Raw genomic sequence first — 16,565 nt, 5'->3', positions numbered from 1 at the left:
CCATGGCCGTCACGACATCCCTGATGCTGGCAGGACTGCTCACGGCTGCCCCGGCGTCTGCCGTGGAACCGGCGCCGGTCCCTGCGCCGGCAGAGCTTGCCGCACCCCAAAGCACCCCCGCTCAGAGCAAGCAGCAGATCATCGACGTGTTCAACGGAATCAATGCCTTCCGTAAAGGCAAAGGCCTCAAGCCGCTGCGGATCGGTGCGAACGCTTCACTCGTGGCCCAGGAGTGGTCCACCCGCATGGCGGACACAACAACGCTGGAGCACTCCTCAGGCTATGCCAAGGACAAGCGGATTGAATCCGGTTTTGTCTCCGCTGCCGAGAACGTCGCCTACAACAGCTACGGCACGGGCCAGTCCATGGTGGACCAGTGGATCAATTCCCCCGGACACAACGCCAACATGAGCCGGCCCGCGGACAACGTCATGGGTGTGGGAATCGCGTTCGACAAGCAGGACGGTTTCATGTGGGGAACCACCACGTACTACCAGTACGGGCAGGTGCCGCAAAAGACTTTTGCAACGGCGGAAGAGTATCTCGCCAGCCTTGCCCCCATGCCGCCGGCCATTTTCAAGGACGTCCCGAACGGTTCAGCCTTTGCCGAGGATATCCGCTGGATGACCGAGCAGGGCATCACCACCGGCTGGCCCGACGGGACCTTCCGTCCACTGGACACTGTGCGCCGCGACGCGATGGCGGCTTTCCTGTACCGGCTGGCGGAATCACCCCAGCACAGGCCGCAAAACATCTCCCCTTTTAAGGACGTTTCCGCCCGCCAGCAGTTCTACAAAGAAATGACCTGGCTTGCCGGAACCAGGATCACTACCGGTTGGCCGGATGGCACCTTCCGTCCGCTGGACACCGTGCGCCGCGATGCCATGGCCGCCTTCCTGTACCGCAGCGCCGGTTCACCGGCGTACACCCCGCCCAAGACATCCGTCTTCACTGACGTCACCCCGGGAAACCAGTTTTACAAGGAGATCTCGTGGCTCGCGGACCAGGGCATCTCCACCGGCTGGTCCCAGCCCAACGGCACCAGGACCTTTGCTCCGGGGCAGGCTGTGGCCCGTGATGCCATGGCCGCCTTCATGCACCGCTTCGATCAGCGGGGCTGGTAAACCCACGCCGGGTCGGGAGGGACGCCACCGCTCCCAACCCGGCGTCGATCATGTACCCTCAGCGGCATGACGGCACCCATGGTTTACATCCTTTTCCCGGGGACTGCGCGCGAAGCCCTGACCTTTTATGCCGACGTGTTCGGCGGAGAGCTTTCCCTGCACACCAATTCGGACTTCGGCAGCGGCGGTCCGCCTGGTGCCATCGCCCACGGTGTCCTTGACGGTGTGGTTACGCTGGCCGGGGCGGACGCCGGCCGGCAGGAAAAGAGCGTTCAGGTTCAGGGGGTAATGCTCTCCCTGCTGGGAACCGCCGAACCGTCGCTCCTGCATGAATGGTTTGCACAGCTGTCCGACGGCGGCCGGATAGTTGATCCGCTGGCCCCCAAGGCGTGGGGCTCCTCCGACGGGCAGGTGGTTGACCGGTACGGCCTGCACTGGCTGATCGGGTACGAGCCGGCAGCAGCTTCTGCAGTCAAATCCGCAACCGAAGGGAACGGGCTCCATGAATCTTGATGCCAATCCGCAGCGCGCATCGGAACTGTGCCAAGAAGCTCACACACGGCTCCTGCGGAGTGCGGACAAGCTGACGGACTCCGATGTCCGAGCTGCCAGTCTTTTGCCCGGATGGACCGTGGGACACGTTCTCACGCATGTGGCTCGCAATGCCGATTCCCACGCCCGGCGAATAACGGGGGCGCTGGACGGACTCGATCTGCCCAAGTACCTGGGCGGCAGCAAACAGCGGGAGGAGGAAATCAAGGCGGGTGCCTGGCGATCAGCGGACGAGCTCGTTGCCGACTTGGAAGCCAGTGAATCCCGGCTTGAGCAGGTCTTCGACCGGTACGCAGCGGCCGGATGGCCCAACGGTCATTTCCTCGGTGGATCGGACTACGGCGTGTGGGCGTGCCCGGCACACAGGTTGCGCGAAATCGAGATGCACCATGTGGATCTGGGGCTTGGCTACACCCCCGCGGATTGGCCGGAGGAATACGTGGCGTGGGATTTACAGAATTTGCTGGCCGGCACTGCCGACCGGCTCATTTCGTCCGGTGACCGGCGAGCGTTCATGGCCTGGCTGTCCGGCCGGGGACCCCTGGACCCGGAAACGGAACTGGCACCCTGGTGATGACGGTCCCGGGCTACGGCACTGCCTCCCGGACAACGGCATAGAGCAGCATGTTCCTTCTGGCTCCCGAAATTTCCTGGTGGCTGCGGAGCAGTCCCTCGCGGGAGAAACCGGCGTTTTCCGCAGTGCGGACGGAGGCCGTGTTCCAGGGTTCGATATACAGCTCAATCCGGTGCAGCTCGGGAATGGTCCAGGCGAAACCGCACAGTGCCAGCAACGCATTGGCGGCCACGCTGCGGCCGCGGGCGTCCGGGCTGACTGCATAGCCGGCCTGGGCACGGCCCGCTCCCAGCTCTCGGAGCCACAGTCCGATCTGGCCCAGGCAATGATTGGTCCCGGCGTCGGCGATGGAAAAGGCCAACCCCGTTCCGCGGATGTGGTGCTGCCGCTGCCGTTCGACCCACGCGAGGGCTTCGTCCTGAGTCGCGTTGGCCGGCAGAGTTCCCACCGTGGGTACGTAGGGGTCTGTGGCGAGTTTCATCGCCATCGCGGCGTCCTCATCCTGAAACCGGCGAAGGATCACGTCTCCGTGGGACGGGTCGATGGCCGGCCAGGGCGGAGTCTCCGGGCTGATATCCATCCCGCCATTCTGACGGGTCGAAGCCCCGCTCCCTGAAACCGGCAGCCCGGTCGGCGCGGCAACCGCGCCGGACCTGACTTAACCCTGCACCGCGGTTAGCGGCCGAACAGTTTCCCCAGCCAGCCTGCACCGGACTTTCCCGCGGCGGGAGCCGTTTTCCCGGTCTTTGCTGTGGAACAGGTACAGCGATCGTTTTTTGCCACGCCGCGCATGACCTGATCCACGTGGTTTCCGCAACCCGCCCAGGTGGTTTTGCCGCACTTGCGGCACGTGACTGCTCTGCACATTCTTGCCAACTCCAATTCGCTTGCTTCAGGACGCTGCGTCCCCCACTAGCATGACAGATACCCCCTCGGGTATACAAAACGGAATTGCTGTCTGCCGCAGGTCACCTCACGGGCAGGGTGACGGTGAAAGTGGAGCCCCGCCCGGGTTCACTGGTGAATGTCAGCTCACCATTGTGGTCCTCCACAATATTTTTGGTGATGACCAGACCCAGTCCGACGCCGGGAACCGCCGAAGCCACCGCCCTGCGACTCCGGAAGAACTTAGTGAACACCTGTTCCCGCTCGGCCGGACTCATCCCGATACCGGTATCGGACACAGTCAGACGGATCGATTCGTGTTCCTGCCGGAGACGGACGCTGACGGTGCCGCCGCCGGGCGAGTATTTCACCGCATTGGAGAGCAGGTTGTCGACCACCTGTGCCAGCCGCTGCGGATCCACTTCCACTGTCAGGCAGGCAGGAAGATCCTCTTCCAGCGCCACAGCATTGGCCCGGGCTTTGGGCGTCACGGACACCAGGCCCGCGCGCACGATCTCGGCCAGGTTCACCGGCCGGCGTTCCATCTTCCTGCTCCCGGAGGCCACCGACAACAAATCGGAGACCAGGCTCAGCAGCCGTTCGGAATTGCGCAGCGCCACCCCTAGGATGGTGCTGACCTGCGGGGACAGGGTTTCGTCCTCGAGGGCAAGGTCGAGGTATCCCATGATAGATGTCAGCGGGGTCCGCAGTTCGTGGGAAACACTGGCCACGAACTCCTCCTGCGCCGCCACCGCCTGGACCAGCCGGGTGACATCATTGAAGGCAAGCACCGATCCGGAGAAAACGCCATCGGTCCGGATCGGACGGGCCGAGATGTCGACGGCCATTTCCTTATCGCTGCCAGGGGCCAACCAAATCACTTCATTGGAGAAGGACTCCCCGGCAGCAGCCCGATGGAACGGCTGTCCCGGAGTTGGAACCAACGTCTCCCGGTCCGGCCGGTAGACCAACTGCTCCATCTCGGCAACGGAGGCATTTCCTACGGCCGCACGCCAGGTGGACACCAGATGGGCGTTGGTGAGCACCACCTCCCCCTGCTCCCCCAGGACAAGCAGCCCGACGTCGGCAGTGTCCAGGAATGTGGCCAGCAGTGTCTCACGCTTCCTACTCTCCGCCAGATTGGCCTCCAGGATGCGGTCCTTTTCTTCGAGTTCCCTTTGATTTGCCCGAAGTTCAGCCTCCACTGCGGCACGCGACGCTTCTGCGGCCTCCGCCTTGCGCAGGGCGGCAAGCAATTCCTGCTCATAGGATCGGCGCTCAGAGGCATTGAAGACGGAAATGCGGTCCAACCCACCGTCGTCGCCCTCGGAACGGACCCCGGAAAGAAGGGCAGGGATCCGTTTCCCGTCAGCGGAAAGCAGCTCCACTGCCATTTCATTGAAACACCCGGATACGGCCAGCTGGGGCGCTGCATGGGAGGCGAAGAGAATCCGGTCCCCAACCGGCAGCAGGTCCACAATGTTGCCGCCGATCAGCCCGTCACGGGAATGCCCGGTCCAGGAGACCAGTGTCCGGTTGACATCCAGGATCGTGCCGTCTGTTGCCAGGACGAGATATCCGGACGCAGCCGCGTGGAAATGCGCCTCATAGCTGCTATCCACGAGGGTCGCTTTCGATGTAGGCCAGAATGGCCGACGCGGTTTGGCGAGGGGCGTTCAGATGCGGCATGTTCCCGCGGATGTCCAGTGGCATCAGCGTGCTGCCCGGCAGGTGCTCGTGGAGGTAGCTGGAGGCGGCTTCCGGAGTCAACGGATCAGCATGTGTTTGAAGGATCAGCGCCGGAGCCGGAACCCGCTCCAGCAACGGCCGGACATCCGCCGCAAAGGACATCCGCAGAAAATCCCGGACGTATTCGGGTCGCAGCCGGCACATCCGCTCGGCCAGTTCGATGCTGAGCCCGGAGCCGGGCTCCGTTCCCGTGATGCCCGGAGCGGAGGCGGCGGCCCACAAGGGATAGTTGGCTTCGACGGCCCGCAGCACGTCCTCCACGTTTTCCGGGTCGAAGCCGCCTTCATACCCCTGATGGTTGAGATAGCAGGCGGAGGCGCACAGCAGCACCAGCCGCCCGATGCGGGAGCTTTCCACGGATGCGGCCAGGGCCATCATTCCGGCGACGCTGTGACCCACCACCGTGGCGTTTTCCAGTTCCAGGGCGTCCAGGACCTCCAGCAGGTCAGCCAGATAACCCTTCAGCGAAGCATATTTTTCCGGTGAGTAGGCGGCAGGCTCGGCCCACCCTGTTCCCACATGGTCCAACAACACCACTTTGCAGGTTTGCGTGAACTCCGGCAGAATCCGGTCCCAAATAACCTGGTCACAACCGAAGCCCTGCACCAGCACCAGGGCCGGTCCGTCCGAACGTCCCAGCACCTTCACGTTGTTTCGACGGAAAACCGTATCCGCGCTCACCGGGTTGATTGCTGCATCCTCGTTCATCCTGCACCTGCTTTGGGTTGATTATGACTGTTCGTACAGTGGTGGTTTCTGAACACAAGACCACGGCAGACTAAACATCCGCAGGACGACTGGAATAGCACGGGCGTTTCGCCGGTGCGAAGCAGACAAGGGATTCCCCCGCCGGGAGAAAATGCGTCCGCGGGGCGAAACATCCGCTAAAGGGCGGAGTGCGTCGGGCGGTGAAGTTTGTCATCGATACTGAAACGTTCCCCGAAGCGAGTCGCGGAGAGCATGGGAAATGCGGGGTGATGCACGCATGGAAACGGAGACCTTTTTGTTTGAGACCGCCGATCACCGGTGAGAATTCCAATGACCGACAGGGGACGCCCGGAGAAAGCGCTCTTAGATCCCCCGCTGGCAATCTAACAGAATAAGGAGCGAGGCAGAAGTTCATGCACCCGCATGGGTCTCCCCTGCGTCCGCCAGGCCGTATCTACCCGCGCTCCGGTACCAGTTCACCCAGAATCCGAACCAGCTCAGCTCGATCTGCGGGCTCCAACACCGAGAAAAACTCATCAGCCTCACGCTTCCGGTCCGCCAGAACCTGCTTCCGCAAACTTTCCCCTTCAGCGGTCAGCGCCAGCAGCGTCGCCCGGCGGTCCGTCGGATGCGGCGTCCGTTCAATCAGACCCTTCGCAGCGAGCTGGTCGACCACCTCAGTGGCTGACCGCGGAGCGATCCGCAGCCTTTCCGCCAGCTCCTTCAGCCGCAACCCCGGAGTCTCCCCCGGCCCCGGTTCACCCTTCGATCCAGAGGATGTGAGGGCAGCACGCGCCACGGCATTCAGCGCACGGAACTGGTGCGGCGTCAGATCGAACGGAGCCAGCTGGAGCATCCAGCGCTTCCGAAGTCCGCGGAACGCGGCGTGCATCAGGTCTCCCAGGGCCGCCGGATCGGCGGAGGCATCTATCATGAACCCAGTCTACCCATTTCGCGGTAACCACATAGTGAGGTAACCTCTGTATTAGCTGCCGAGTACAACACCGGCAGCATCAGGAGGACCTTTGGCTATATCAGGAATCGAGAGCCCCGGCGTCGACGGCGGAGGTGGCGGCCGCGGAGGCCGCGGACCCGCGAAACTCAACCCGGCGGACAAAAAACAGCTCAAGCAGCATCCCGCTTCACTCTCCCGCATCGCGGCGCTGTTTGCACCGCACAAGGGAACCATCGCCGTCGTCGTCCTGCTCATCACCGCAGCTTCTGTGGTGGGGCTCGCGCAGCCGTTCCTGGTGCGCGCTGTGATTGACGACGCGCTGCCCAACGGCAACGTCCGCCTCCTGGCCTTCCTCACCGCTGCCATGGTGGGCGTTGCCGCCGTCACGTCGGCGATCGGTGTGGTGCAGACCTGGCTGGCCACGGCCATGGGCCAGCGTGTCATGCACACCCTGCGCGTGAACCTCTTCACCCACCTGCAGTCCCAGTCGCTGGGCTTCTTCACCCGGACCCGGGGCGGCGAAGTCCAGTCCCGCCTCACGCACGACATCTCCGGCATGCAGTCAGTCGTCACCACCACCGCCACCGGTGTTGCCTCCAACCTCACGACGGCGGTTGCCACCGCGGTGGCGATGGTGGCCCTCTCCCCCGGGCTGAGCCTGATCTCGCTGATCGTACTGCCGCCGGCCATCTGGCTATCCCGCCGCGTCGCCAAAATCCGCCGCGAGGTCACCGACGAGCGCCAGCGCGAACTCGCCGCCCTGCACACCCAGGTGGAGGAGGGCCTGTCCGTTTCCGGCGTCCGGCTGGCCAAGACCCTGGGCACCATTCCCCGCGACGCCAGCCGCTTCACCGCCCGCTCGGAGAAACTCGTGGGCCTGGAGCTGCGCAGCCAGCTGGCCGGACGCTGGCGGATGGCCACCATGCAGATTGTCTTCGCAGCCATTCCCGCCGTCATCTACCTCGCCGCAGGTTTCCCTGCCACGAGCGGCGGCATGACGATTGGCACCCTGGTCGCCTTCACCGCCCTGCAGGGGACCATCTTCCGGCCGGTAATGGGCCTGCTGAACATCGGCGTGCAGTGGGTTACCGCACTGGCGTTCTTTTCCCGGATCTTCGAATACCTTGACCTGGTTCCGGCCATCAAGGCGCCGGAACATCCCGTCCGGCTGGACCCGGCCACGGTGCGCGGAGAAGTACGGTTCGAGGGTGTGCGGTTCGCGTACGACGGCGGCTCTGGGGACGGCACTGACGTATTGCGCGGCATCGACCTGACACTGTCCCCGGGTACCGCCACCGCCGTCGTGGGGGCAACCGGTTCCGGCAAGAGCACCTTGGCGTCGCTGCTGCCGCGGCTCAACGATGTCAGTAGCGGCCGCGTCACGATCGACGGAGTGGACCTGCGGGAGATTGCGCCGGAGGATCTGGCAAGAATTGTCGGCGTAGTGTCACAGGAGACCTACCTGATTCATGCCTCCGTCCGTGAAAACCTCCTGCTGGCCGCTCCGGAAGCCACGGATGAGCAGCTGTGGCAGGCACTGGCGGCGGCCCGGATCGCAGACTCCATCGGCGCCCTGCCCCAAGGGCTGGACACCTTGGTGGGCGCACGCGGACACCGTTTCTCCGGTGGCGAGCAGCAGCGCCTGGCCATTGCCCGCACCATCCTGCGCAACCCGCCGGTACTGGTGCTGGACGAGGCCACCTCGGCACTGGACAACACCACCGAGGCGCAGGTCCAGGCCGCCCTGGAGCGGCTGTCCGCCGGCCGGACCACGCTGACCATCGCGCACCGGCTGTCCACCGTGGAGAACGCGGACCAGGTGGTGGTGCTCGACGCCGGAGAGATCGTCGAGCGCGGCACTCCCGCCCGTCTGCGGGAAGCGGGCGGCGCGTTTGCCCGGCTGGCCGCCAGGAGCGCCTCTATTCCTGCTGCAGGGACTGGAATCCTTCAATGAGAGTCCACGCTATGGAGGCGTATTCACGGATGTCCATTGATGGACTGATGAATTCACCGTTATGGGCCAGGAAGTTCCGAAGTAACCGGAGCTGATCGACGCTGTCAGCGATGTATCTGGGGGTGTCGGAATTTCTCAGTGCCCGGATAAGGTCATGACCCTTTAGCGACGCCTCGGGTTCTTTCAGTTTCACCCATCCCTGAGCGGCATATTCCACCTCGGAATAAGCTTCTTTCACCGCAGCTGCCGGGGAGACAAGGTCTGCAATGTCCTGCAGTCTATTGACCCACGTTGCCCACTTTGAGGTTCCGGCCCGAAGCGTGGCAACACTAGCGTCTGCCTGTTTCATTCTCTCGATTGCGTCAATCCAGTTTGCGGCCATCTCGGCATATGCAATAGGACGCCGGTCGGCCAATCCACTCGCTGCCGAATCGCTCCGGTGAGCCAATCCCCTCCGGATATCCGAACCATGGCTCTCCGGGTTATCTCGGTCCGCCCTCCGGACGAGTTTTGGCGTTTCCTCACGGGAGCCGCCGGTGGACGTTGAGGCGGATGCGCGGATACTCCGTTCGGCGGAAGACGCCTCGGCTGCTCCTTCCGTGAGTGTCACGATGGTTTCCTCCACCTGCTCACGGAAAAACTTGACCCCGCCCAGGGGCGACGACACTTCCTTTAACTCCGCTATCCGCTCTGACAGTGCAAGGACAAGACTGATAACCGGCTTCTTGTAGAGAAACAGAAGCACGACGACGGCTGCCGGCCATGCCAGCAAAGAGACCAGACTAGTTATGAAGACAAGCCATTCTGCGGTCATATCTTCGCCCCCTGCCCCGGCTATCCGGCATCTGCGGCACTAACTGTGCCAATGCTGGTATAACTGCCGACCGACTAGCTCCTATTATCCTTTCCAACAGATGAATAAACAGGGTCTGTGGCCATATTCAGGGGTTTTGACTCCACATATTGGTACAGGCCAATGAATGGACGCCCGCCCGCACCATCAGGGGTAATTACCGCTACGCCAGGCAGAGGCAGAACGGGTGTCCGGCCGGGTCCAGAAAAACGCGAAAGGTGGTACCCGGCTGGTACGGATGCTTAGTGGCACCGAGCTGCAGCACCGCCGCCTCGGCTTCATCCAGGTCATCAACATCCACATCAATATGCACCTGCTGCGGAATATCCTGTTCCGGCCAGACCGGCGCCGTGTAGTTTTCCACCTGCTGGAAGCAATAGCGCTGGCCGGTGGCATCGGTAATGTCAGTCCAGCCGTCGTAGGATTCATCCTCATGCAGGTTCACCGTCCAATCCAGCAGGGCACCGTAAAAGGTGGCAAGTGCCGCGGGATCAGGGCAGTCAATGACAGTGGTGGGAGTGCGTGCGATAGCCATGGCTGGAAACATATTCCCTCGGCCTGTATCTGGCAAGATGGAGCCATGAAGATATCCCGCGCCGACACAGCTGCCGACGAAGGTTTCTTTCCGTGGCCCCGTGAGGTGCCCGCGGAATGGATCCTGCGGGCACATCCGATCATCCTCATGGTGTCAGCGCTGGTGCTGTTCCATCAGTTTGCTCCCCTGCCGGCCAGCCCCATGGGCTTCGTCAGCGAGTTCTTTGTGCTGAGCACCGCCTTCTCCATGCTGTCGTCCCGCAGCCGCAGGCGAAACCAGAATGCCAGGGGTCCCGAGGCGCCTCATACCGGGTCGGAGCGCCCCGCGGAATAGGAATGCCGCCCTCCGGGCGCAGCAGTCCCTGCCGGTAAGACAGAACAAGCCGGACCCCTGTCGGGTCCGGCTTGTTCTGTCTTTATCCGTAGGCCTGGCCTCAGCTCGCGTCTGCCAGCGTGCTGGGGCTGCGAAGCCGGGAGAGATAGCCGGCAAATTCATGCAGCTCTTCCGCCGACCAGTCATCCAGGATGTGGCTGTCCAGCATAATGCCGGTTTGGACAGAGCCCACCCGTTCCTCTGCGGCCGGTGTCAGGACCAGCACGCGGGCGCGGCCGTCCCGGGGGTCGGCCTGCACCTCAATCAGTCCCAGTTCCTCGAGCTGTCGCGACTGCCTGCTGATCACGCTTTTGTCCACCATCAGCAGGTCTGCCGCCGCTCCGGAATGCAGCGGACCCTCGCGCTTGAGCAGTTGCAGCATTTTGAGGCCAAACAGGGGCAGGGTCGGGTCGATGCCCTTGGCTGCGTCCCGCATGCGGCTGCGAACGGTTTCCGTGAGTAGACGCAGATTTTCCTCAACCTCGTGCAGGGCCTTTGTCCGGCCCAGCTCCTGCGGTGTCACTTGGGCTGGCTCTCCGGGTTGGCAGTCCTCACCGGTGAGACCGGATCCACCAGAGCTACGGCGCCCGTCGCCACGTCGGCCAGTGCAAGCTCGGCCGGTGAGGGACGCTCGTTCCGGGCCGCTGAATCCGCAGCGGTGTCGGATGCCTGGGTCTCCGCCGGGGCGGAAGCTCCGGCGATGCCGGCGGTCGCCGCAGGATCAGCGGTTGCGGCGGCCTTCTTCAGCTGTACGGCATTCTGGCGGCCAAGCTTGGCGTTCGGAATGAAGATGACAGCCAGCAGGGTGATGACGGCCAGCGGAACGCTGTACAGGAAGACCGAGCCGACGCCGACGCCGTACGCACTTTCCACCAGCACGGCAATGGCGTCAGGAAGTTCGGAGACCTTGGGGATGGATCCGCTGCCCAGGGCCACGGCAGCCGCAGCCTGGTCTGCCGGCGCCAGCGCACCGATGCCGTCCTTGATTTCGGAGGCAACGATGGTCCCGAGCACCGAACCCAGCACGGAAACACCCACGGTACCGCCGAGGCTGCGGAAGAAGGTCACCGCACTGGTGGCCACACCGAGGTTCTTCACCTCAATGGAGTTCTGGACCACGAGCACCAGGTTCTGCATCAGCATGCCCAGGCCTGCGCCCAGAACGGCCATGTAGATGCCGACCAGCACCAGGTTGGTGTCATAGGCCAGCGTGCTCAGCAGGATGGAACCCACCACGGTGAGCACACCGCCGGAAATCATCACGGCCTTCCACTTGCCGGTGCGGCTGATGATCGTTCCGAACAGCGTGGAGGAGACCAGCAGGCCGGCCATCATGGGGATGGTCAGCAGGCCGGACTCGGTGGGGGTGGCACCGCGGGCCAGCTGCATGTACTGCGCCAGGAACACAGAAGTGCCGAACATGGACACGCCCACGGAAATGCTCGCCACGACGGCAAGGGTGAAGGTGCGGTTCTTGAACATGGACAGCGGAATGATGGGTTCCGGGGACTTGAATTCCACCAGCACGGCAGCGATCAGCAGCAAGGCGGATCCGGCGACCATCAGGAAGGAGGCCAGCGAGCCCCAGCCGAACTGGTTGCCCGCCAGGGTCACCCAGATCATCAGCAGTGACACGCCGCCGGCGATCAGAACAGCACCCAAGTAGTCGATGTGGACCTTGCGCTTGGCATGCTGGGGCAGGTGCAGGGTCATCTGCAGCAGGATGATGGCAGCCACCGCCACCGGCAGGGCAATGAAGAAGTTCCAGCGCCAGCCGAAGGCGTCGGTGACAACACCGCCGAGCAGCGGTCCGCCCACTGTGCCCACCGCCATGACGGCACCAAAGAGTCCGGCGTACTTCCCGCGGTCGCGCGGGCTGATGATGTCAGCCATGATGATCTGGCTCAGCGCAGCGAGACCACCGGCACCCAGACCCTGCAGCACGCGGAAGACAATCAGCGTGCTGGTGTCCTGCGAGAAGCCGGCCAGGGCCGAGCCGAGCACAAAGATGCCAAGCGCGAGCTGGATCAGCAGCTTGCGGTTGAACAGGTCAGCAAACTTGCCCCACAGCGGCGTTGACACCGTTGTGGCCAGCAGTGTTCCCGTCACCACCCAGGTGTAGGCGGACTGGTTGCCGTCAAGGTCCGAGATGATCAGCGGCAGGGAGGTGGAAACCACCGTGCCCGCCAGAATCGAGACAAACATGCCAAGGAGCAGGCCGGAAAGGGATTCCAGCACCTGCTTGTGAGTCATGGTCCCGTCCGGGGAGGCGGTCCGCTTGGGCACCTTGGCCTTCTTTTCGGACTTTTTTTCGGGGGGACGTTCTGCGGGGGACATCGGGCTCCTGCTAGTAGTTGATTTAGATCAACTATATAAGTAATTGCCCTTAGTCAACTAATTTCGTGGCGTATCGCACACCCTTGGCCGGACGCCCGGTCCCGGGTCCGGATGTCACCGCCGTGAACCTCTGTGACCGCCGATGACGCACCGAGACGCCCATAAGGTCAAAAACGGTCATCGCTGGCCCGGCCGTGATCCATGGGCTAGCTTTTCCTTAACCATCCCGAGCGGCCGAGAGACCTGGATCGACGACGCCGCAGCAACCCTCCACGCCCAGCAGCGGGGAACGGTGCTACTGCCAGGACCGATGGAGAAGCTGCGCGCTTTCGTTGGTCAGCTTCGCCCTGCCCCGGCACGGCGAAGCTGCCGCCGGCGAACCTGCGTCGCCCTCCGCCGGGCGATGATTCAGGAGCCTGACGTGAGCCCAGCAAGACCTCTCAAACCCCATCCCCCGCTACCCCGCACCCTCGCCGTCCTCACGGCAGGGGCCATGCTCGCCACTGCCGTTTCCGGTTGCGGCGGGCCGGCCGCAGCCAGCGGGAGCGACACCTTTGTCTTTGCCACCGGCAAGGACATTTCCTGCCTGGATCCCCACGTGGACGGCGACATGCCGCAGGCATCCATCGCAGCGAATTACCTGGATTCCCTCGTTTCACAGGACAGCGGCGGCACCATCCACCCGTGGCTCGCCACAGCATGGTCAGTGTCCGGCGACGGCCTCACCTACACCTTCACAGTGCGCGACGACGTCTGGTTCACCGACGGGACAAAACTCACCGCGGAAGCAGTGAAGGCAAACCTGGACCACATGGTGGATCCAAACACGCAGTCAGGTACCGCAGGCGGTTACCTCAAACCCTACGAGTCCACGCAGGTAGTGGACCCGACCACCGCCGTCGTCGCCCTGAACCGCCCGTATGCGGCGTTCCTGGAGGTGCTCGCCCAGCCCTTCCTCGGCATCCAGTCACCCGCGGCCCTGAAGCGGCCGCAAGTGGAAAACTGCCACTCGCCGGTGGGCTCGGGACCGTACAAGATCCTGGACTATGTCCCGCAGTCCAAGGTCACCCTGGTCCGCAACGAAGACTACAACTCCGCTCCGCCCTACGCGCAGCATGACGGCCCGGCACACATTGAGAAGATCGAATGGCGCATTGTTCCCGAAGACTCCACCAGGTACGGCCTGCTGCGGGCAGGCCAGGCGGACGCCCTGGACCTCATGCCCTCGGTCCACTTTGCCGAGGCGGAGGCGGACGGAAACGTGGAGCTGACCCTGCGTGACCGGCCGGGAAACCCTACCAACCTGATCCTCAACACCACCCGTGCGCCGTTTGACGATCTCAACGTCCGCAAGGCTTTCCTGCACAGCGCCTACGTGGACGCTGGCATCAACAGCGTCTACTTCGGCACCGTCACCCGGGCCGGCGGGCCGCTCAGCTCCACCACCGGCTTCTATTCCCCCGATTTTGAGCACGTCTATGACCCGGACCCCGCCGAAGCAGCGCGCCTGCTCGACGATGCCGGCTGGACGGAGCACGACGCCGAAGGGTACCGGGTGAAAGACGGCGAGCGCCTGAGAGTTCATTTCCCGTACACCCCCGGAGCCTGGCCCGCTGCGCACCAGGCGCTGGTCACTCAAATCCAGGCGACAGCGAAGCAGGCCGGCTTCGAGGTGCTGATCGAGAACGGCGACGCAGCAACCGTGAGCGAACTGGGCAACACCTTCGAATACGACCTTCGCGCCGATTACTGGAACACCAACACCGCCGATGTGCTCCGCATTGTCTTCTCCTCGGAATACACCGAGTCTGCCGGCTTTGTAGCCAACGGATCGGGCTTTCGGAATCCCGGGCTGGACTCGATCCTGAACGCGGCACTTGCCACCGACGATGCTGCCGTCCGGAAGGACCTTTACCACCAGGCCCAGCAGATCGTCAGCGACCACGCCCTGCAGCTGCCGCTTTACAACCAGGCCAGCCAGGTGGCCCTGCGCAGCGACCGCTGGACAAACCTCACCCTTGAACCCAGCCTTTCCCTCCCCTACCTCTACGACGTCACGGCGGTGGATCCCCAATGAGCACCCAATCCCTTGATCCCCTCAACACGGCACCTCGCACAACGGTGTCCGGAGGCAGCACCGGCCGTATTGTCGGAAAGCGGGCCGCCGGCAGCGTTTTTGTCCTCTGGGCGGCCGTCACCCTCACCTTCTTTGTCCTGCACCTCACGCCCGGCGATCCCGTAACAGCGATCCTCGGGGGTGCCGGATCCTCCCCGTCGCCCGAGACGGTGGCAGCGGTAAGAGCCCAGTACGGACTCGACCAGCCCGTTCTTCTGCAGTACCTCTCCTATCTGGGCAACCTGATCACCGGGGACTTTGGGGTGTCCTACATCTTTAAGGTTCCCGTACTCGAGATCATCGGTCCGCAGGTCCTTCCCACCCTGCAGCTCGCCGGACTGGCGCTGGCCTTCGCATGGGCCATCGCCCTGGCATTCACGCTCCTCACGGTGGGCCGCGGACGTGTGCTCGACGGCGCCGGGCGGACCCTGGAGGTGTTCTTCGCTTCCCTTCCCCCGTTCTGGGTGGGCATCATGCTTGCGGTCCTCTTCGCCGTCATCCTGGGCTGGTTCCCGGTGGCCGGAGACGACGGCTTCCGCTCGCTCGTCCTGCCGGCGCTCTCACTAGCTATCCCCCTGTCCGGGTTCATCGCCCAGGTCACCCGGTCCTCCTTCGAAGAAGCCCTGGCCCAGCCGTTCATCCTGAGCGCCCGTGCCAGGGGGCTAAGCGACGCCGCCGTGCGGCTGACGCATGCCCTGCGGCACGCCATCCTGCCCGGCCTCACGCTGTCCGCGTGGGCAGTGGGCTCACTGGTGAGTTCCGCCGTCGTCGCCGAGATCATTTTTGCCCGGGCCGGGCTGGGGCGTTCCCTCGTGGACGCCATCATCAACCGCGATATGCCGGTAACCCTGGCCGTGGTGTTCATCATTGCCGCCGTCTACATCCTCGTGAACCTCGCCGTGGATCTCCTCTACCGCGCGGTGGACCCCCGCACCAACCCGACAGGAAGTGCAGCATGACCACGATTGCCAGACCCGCCTCAACAGTGCAAAAGCCCGCCGGCCCGCTGACCGGCGGGACGCACTCGCGCACCCTGCGGCTGGTCCGCAGCACTCCCGCCGGTGTGTGGATAGCCGGCGCGCTCCTGGTGTTCCTGGTGCTCGCCGCCGTCGCCCCTTCCCTGTTCCTGCGGCAGGACCCCTATGAGATTGATCCCGCCAACGCCTTCCAGGCGCCGGGCGCCTCCCATCTGTTCGGCACCGACCAGAACGGCCGCGATATCCTGTCCCGGGTGATCGCCGGCACCGGCCAGTCTCTGCTTCTGGGCCTGGCGGCCACGGCCATCGGACTGGTCCTGGGCGGTGCACTGGGCATTACTGCCGGAGTGTCCGGCAAGCGGGTCGACTCGGCGATCTGCCGTTTCGTCGAAATCCTCTTCGCCTTCCCCGGCCTGCTCCTGGCCCTGATCGTGATCGCCGTCTCCGGCACCGGCGTCGTCACCGCCGCGGTTGCCGTGGGAATCGGATCCGCCCCCGGCTACGCCCGGATGCTCCGCACCCAGACGCTGCAGGTGGTGGCCGCCCCCTATGTGGAAACGGCTCTGTCCCTGGGCCGGTCACGCTCCCACATCCTCCGGCACACCATCATCCCCAACGTGGCGCGGCCGCTGTTTGTCCTCGTCACGCTCGGCATCGGACAGTCCATTGTCTGGGCATCCTCCCTGAGCTTCCTCGGACTCGGCGCGCAGCCGCCGGCCGCCGAATGGGGCGCAATGCTCGCCGACGGGCGCAACTACCTCCAGATCGCCTGGTGGATTGCCGCGTTCCCCGGGATATTCATCACTCTCGCGGCCCTGACCACCACGGTGGTGGGCCATCACCTGCAGCGCCGACTCGAAGCAGAGGTCTGACC

Annotated in this window: 16 protein-coding genes and 1 riboswitch; of the genes, 8 read left to right on the top strand and 8 right to left on the bottom strand. The window is 64.0% G+C overall.

Annotated features, from left to right (window positions below):
• Nucleotides 1-2: 2 nt before the first annotated feature.
• From CXQ89_RS08295 to CXQ89_RS08285, 3 genes are all read left to right on the top strand, one after another.
• A complete protein-coding gene (locus tag CXQ89_RS08295) occupies nucleotides 3-1,124 on the top strand; it encodes an S-layer homology domain-containing protein (protein ID WP_258059974.1) in 1,122 nt (373 codons plus the stop codon).
• A gap of 66 nt (nucleotides 1,125-1,190) precedes the next feature.
• Nucleotides 1,191-1,637, top strand: coding sequence for a VOC family protein (locus tag CXQ89_RS08290; protein ID WP_104160917.1), 447 nt, complete (start codon nucleotides 1,191-1,193; stop codon nucleotides 1,635-1,637).
• A complete protein-coding gene (locus CXQ89_RS08285) occupies nucleotides 1,627-2,250 on the top strand; it encodes a maleylpyruvate isomerase N-terminal domain-containing protein (protein WP_104160916.1) in 624 nt (207 codons plus the stop codon). Before CXQ89_RS08290 ends, CXQ89_RS08285 begins: the two co-directional genes overlap by 11 nt.
• Nucleotides 2,251-2,263: 13 nt before the next feature.
• Here the strand turns inward: CXQ89_RS08285 and CXQ89_RS08280 are convergent, their stop codons facing one another.
• From CXQ89_RS08280 to CXQ89_RS08260, 4 genes are all read right to left on the bottom strand, one after another.
• On the bottom strand, nucleotides 2,264-2,830 hold the full coding sequence (locus CXQ89_RS08280; protein ID WP_104160915.1) for a GNAT family N-acetyltransferase: 567 nt from the start codon (nucleotides 2,828-2,830) through the stop codon (nucleotides 2,264-2,266).
• Between the two features lie 388 nt (nucleotides 2,831-3,218).
• Complete coding sequence (locus CXQ89_RS08270) at nucleotides 3,219-4,757, bottom strand: ATP-binding protein (protein WP_104160913.1); 1,539 nt, start codon at nucleotides 4,755-4,757, stop codon at nucleotides 3,219-3,221.
• On the bottom strand, nucleotides 4,750-5,592 hold the full coding sequence (locus CXQ89_RS08265; protein ID WP_104160912.1) for an alpha/beta fold hydrolase: 843 nt from the start codon (nucleotides 5,590-5,592) through the stop codon (nucleotides 4,750-4,752). The genes CXQ89_RS08270 and CXQ89_RS08265 overlap by 8 nt, the downstream gene beginning before the upstream one ends.
• Before the next feature lie 454 nt (nucleotides 5,593-6,046).
• A complete protein-coding gene (locus CXQ89_RS08260; protein WP_104160911.1) occupies nucleotides 6,047-6,526 on the bottom strand; it encodes a MarR family winged helix-turn-helix transcriptional regulator in 480 nt (159 codons plus the stop codon).
• Between the two features lie 91 nt (nucleotides 6,527-6,617).
• On the opposite strand from CXQ89_RS08260, the gene CXQ89_RS08255 reads away from it, so the two are divergent.
• Nucleotides 6,618-8,501, top strand: coding sequence for an ABC transporter ATP-binding protein (locus CXQ89_RS08255; RefSeq protein WP_181032266.1), 1,884 nt, complete (start codon nucleotides 6,618-6,620; stop codon nucleotides 8,499-8,501).
• Here CXQ89_RS08255 and CXQ89_RS08250 read toward each other — a convergent pair.
• Nucleotides 8,467-9,315, bottom strand: coding sequence for a hypothetical protein (locus CXQ89_RS08250; RefSeq protein ID WP_104160909.1), 849 nt, complete (start codon nucleotides 9,313-9,315; stop codon nucleotides 8,467-8,469). The two genes, CXQ89_RS08255 and CXQ89_RS08250, sit on opposite strands and share 35 nt — an antisense overlap.
• 202 nt (nucleotides 9,316-9,517) lie before the next feature.
• On the bottom strand, nucleotides 9,518-9,889 hold the full coding sequence (locus tag CXQ89_RS08245; protein ID WP_104054470.1) for a VOC family protein: 372 nt from the start codon (nucleotides 9,887-9,889) through the stop codon (nucleotides 9,518-9,520).
• Between the two features lie 45 nt (nucleotides 9,890-9,934).
• Between CXQ89_RS08245 and CXQ89_RS08240 the strand changes: the two genes are divergently transcribed.
• Nucleotides 9,935-10,222: a hypothetical protein gene (locus CXQ89_RS08240; RefSeq protein ID WP_104160908.1), complete on the top strand. Its 288-nt coding sequence runs from the start codon at nucleotides 9,935-9,937 to the stop codon at nucleotides 10,220-10,222.
• 100 nt (nucleotides 10,223-10,322) lie between these two features.
• Here the strand turns inward: CXQ89_RS08240 and CXQ89_RS08235 are convergent, their stop codons facing one another.
• Together CXQ89_RS08235 and CXQ89_RS08230 are read right to left on the bottom strand one after the other, a co-directional pair.
• Nucleotides 10,323-10,784 (bottom strand): MarR family winged helix-turn-helix transcriptional regulator, encoded by a 462-nt coding sequence (locus CXQ89_RS08235; RefSeq protein WP_104054472.1) that lies wholly within the window; start codon nucleotides 10,782-10,784, stop codon nucleotides 10,323-10,325.
• Nucleotides 10,781-12,514 (bottom strand): MDR family MFS transporter, encoded by a 1,734-nt coding sequence (locus tag CXQ89_RS08230; protein ID WP_104161413.1) that lies wholly within the window; start codon nucleotides 12,512-12,514, stop codon nucleotides 10,781-10,783. Before CXQ89_RS08230 ends, CXQ89_RS08235 begins: the two co-directional genes overlap by 4 nt.
• A 302-nt stretch (nucleotides 12,515-12,816) precedes the next feature.
• A riboswitch (SAM riboswitch) is annotated at nucleotides 12,817-12,915 on the top strand.
• Between the two features lie 104 nt (nucleotides 12,916-13,019).
• Here CXQ89_RS08230 and CXQ89_RS08225 point away from each other — a divergent pair.
• From CXQ89_RS08225 to CXQ89_RS08215, 3 genes are read left to right on the top strand one after another with little or no spacing between them, the layout of a single operon-like run.
• On the top strand, nucleotides 13,020-14,675 hold the full coding sequence (locus CXQ89_RS08225; RefSeq protein WP_258059973.1) for an ABC transporter substrate-binding protein: 1,656 nt from the start codon (nucleotides 13,020-13,022) through the stop codon (nucleotides 14,673-14,675).
• A complete protein-coding gene (locus tag CXQ89_RS08220) occupies nucleotides 14,672-15,673 on the top strand; it encodes an ABC transporter permease (RefSeq protein WP_181032265.1) in 1,002 nt (333 codons plus the stop codon). The genes CXQ89_RS08225 and CXQ89_RS08220 overlap by 4 nt, the downstream gene beginning before the upstream one ends.
• Nucleotides 15,670-16,563 (top strand): ABC transporter permease, encoded by an 894-nt coding sequence (locus tag CXQ89_RS08215; RefSeq protein ID WP_104160906.1) that lies wholly within the window; start codon nucleotides 15,670-15,672, stop codon nucleotides 16,561-16,563. The genes CXQ89_RS08220 and CXQ89_RS08215 overlap by 4 nt, the downstream gene beginning before the upstream one ends.
• Nucleotides 16,564-16,565: the final 2 nt, after the last annotated feature.

Origin of the sequence: Arthrobacter sp. ZGTC212 (genome assembly GCF_002929255.1) — a bacterium.
In the GTDB taxonomy this organism is placed as follows: Bacteria; Actinomycetota; Actinomycetes; order Actinomycetales; family Micrococcaceae; genus Arthrobacter_B; species Arthrobacter_B sunyaminii.
The sequence above is the reverse complement of the archived record's forward strand: the minus strand, read 5'-3'. Positions and strand labels throughout refer to the sequence as shown.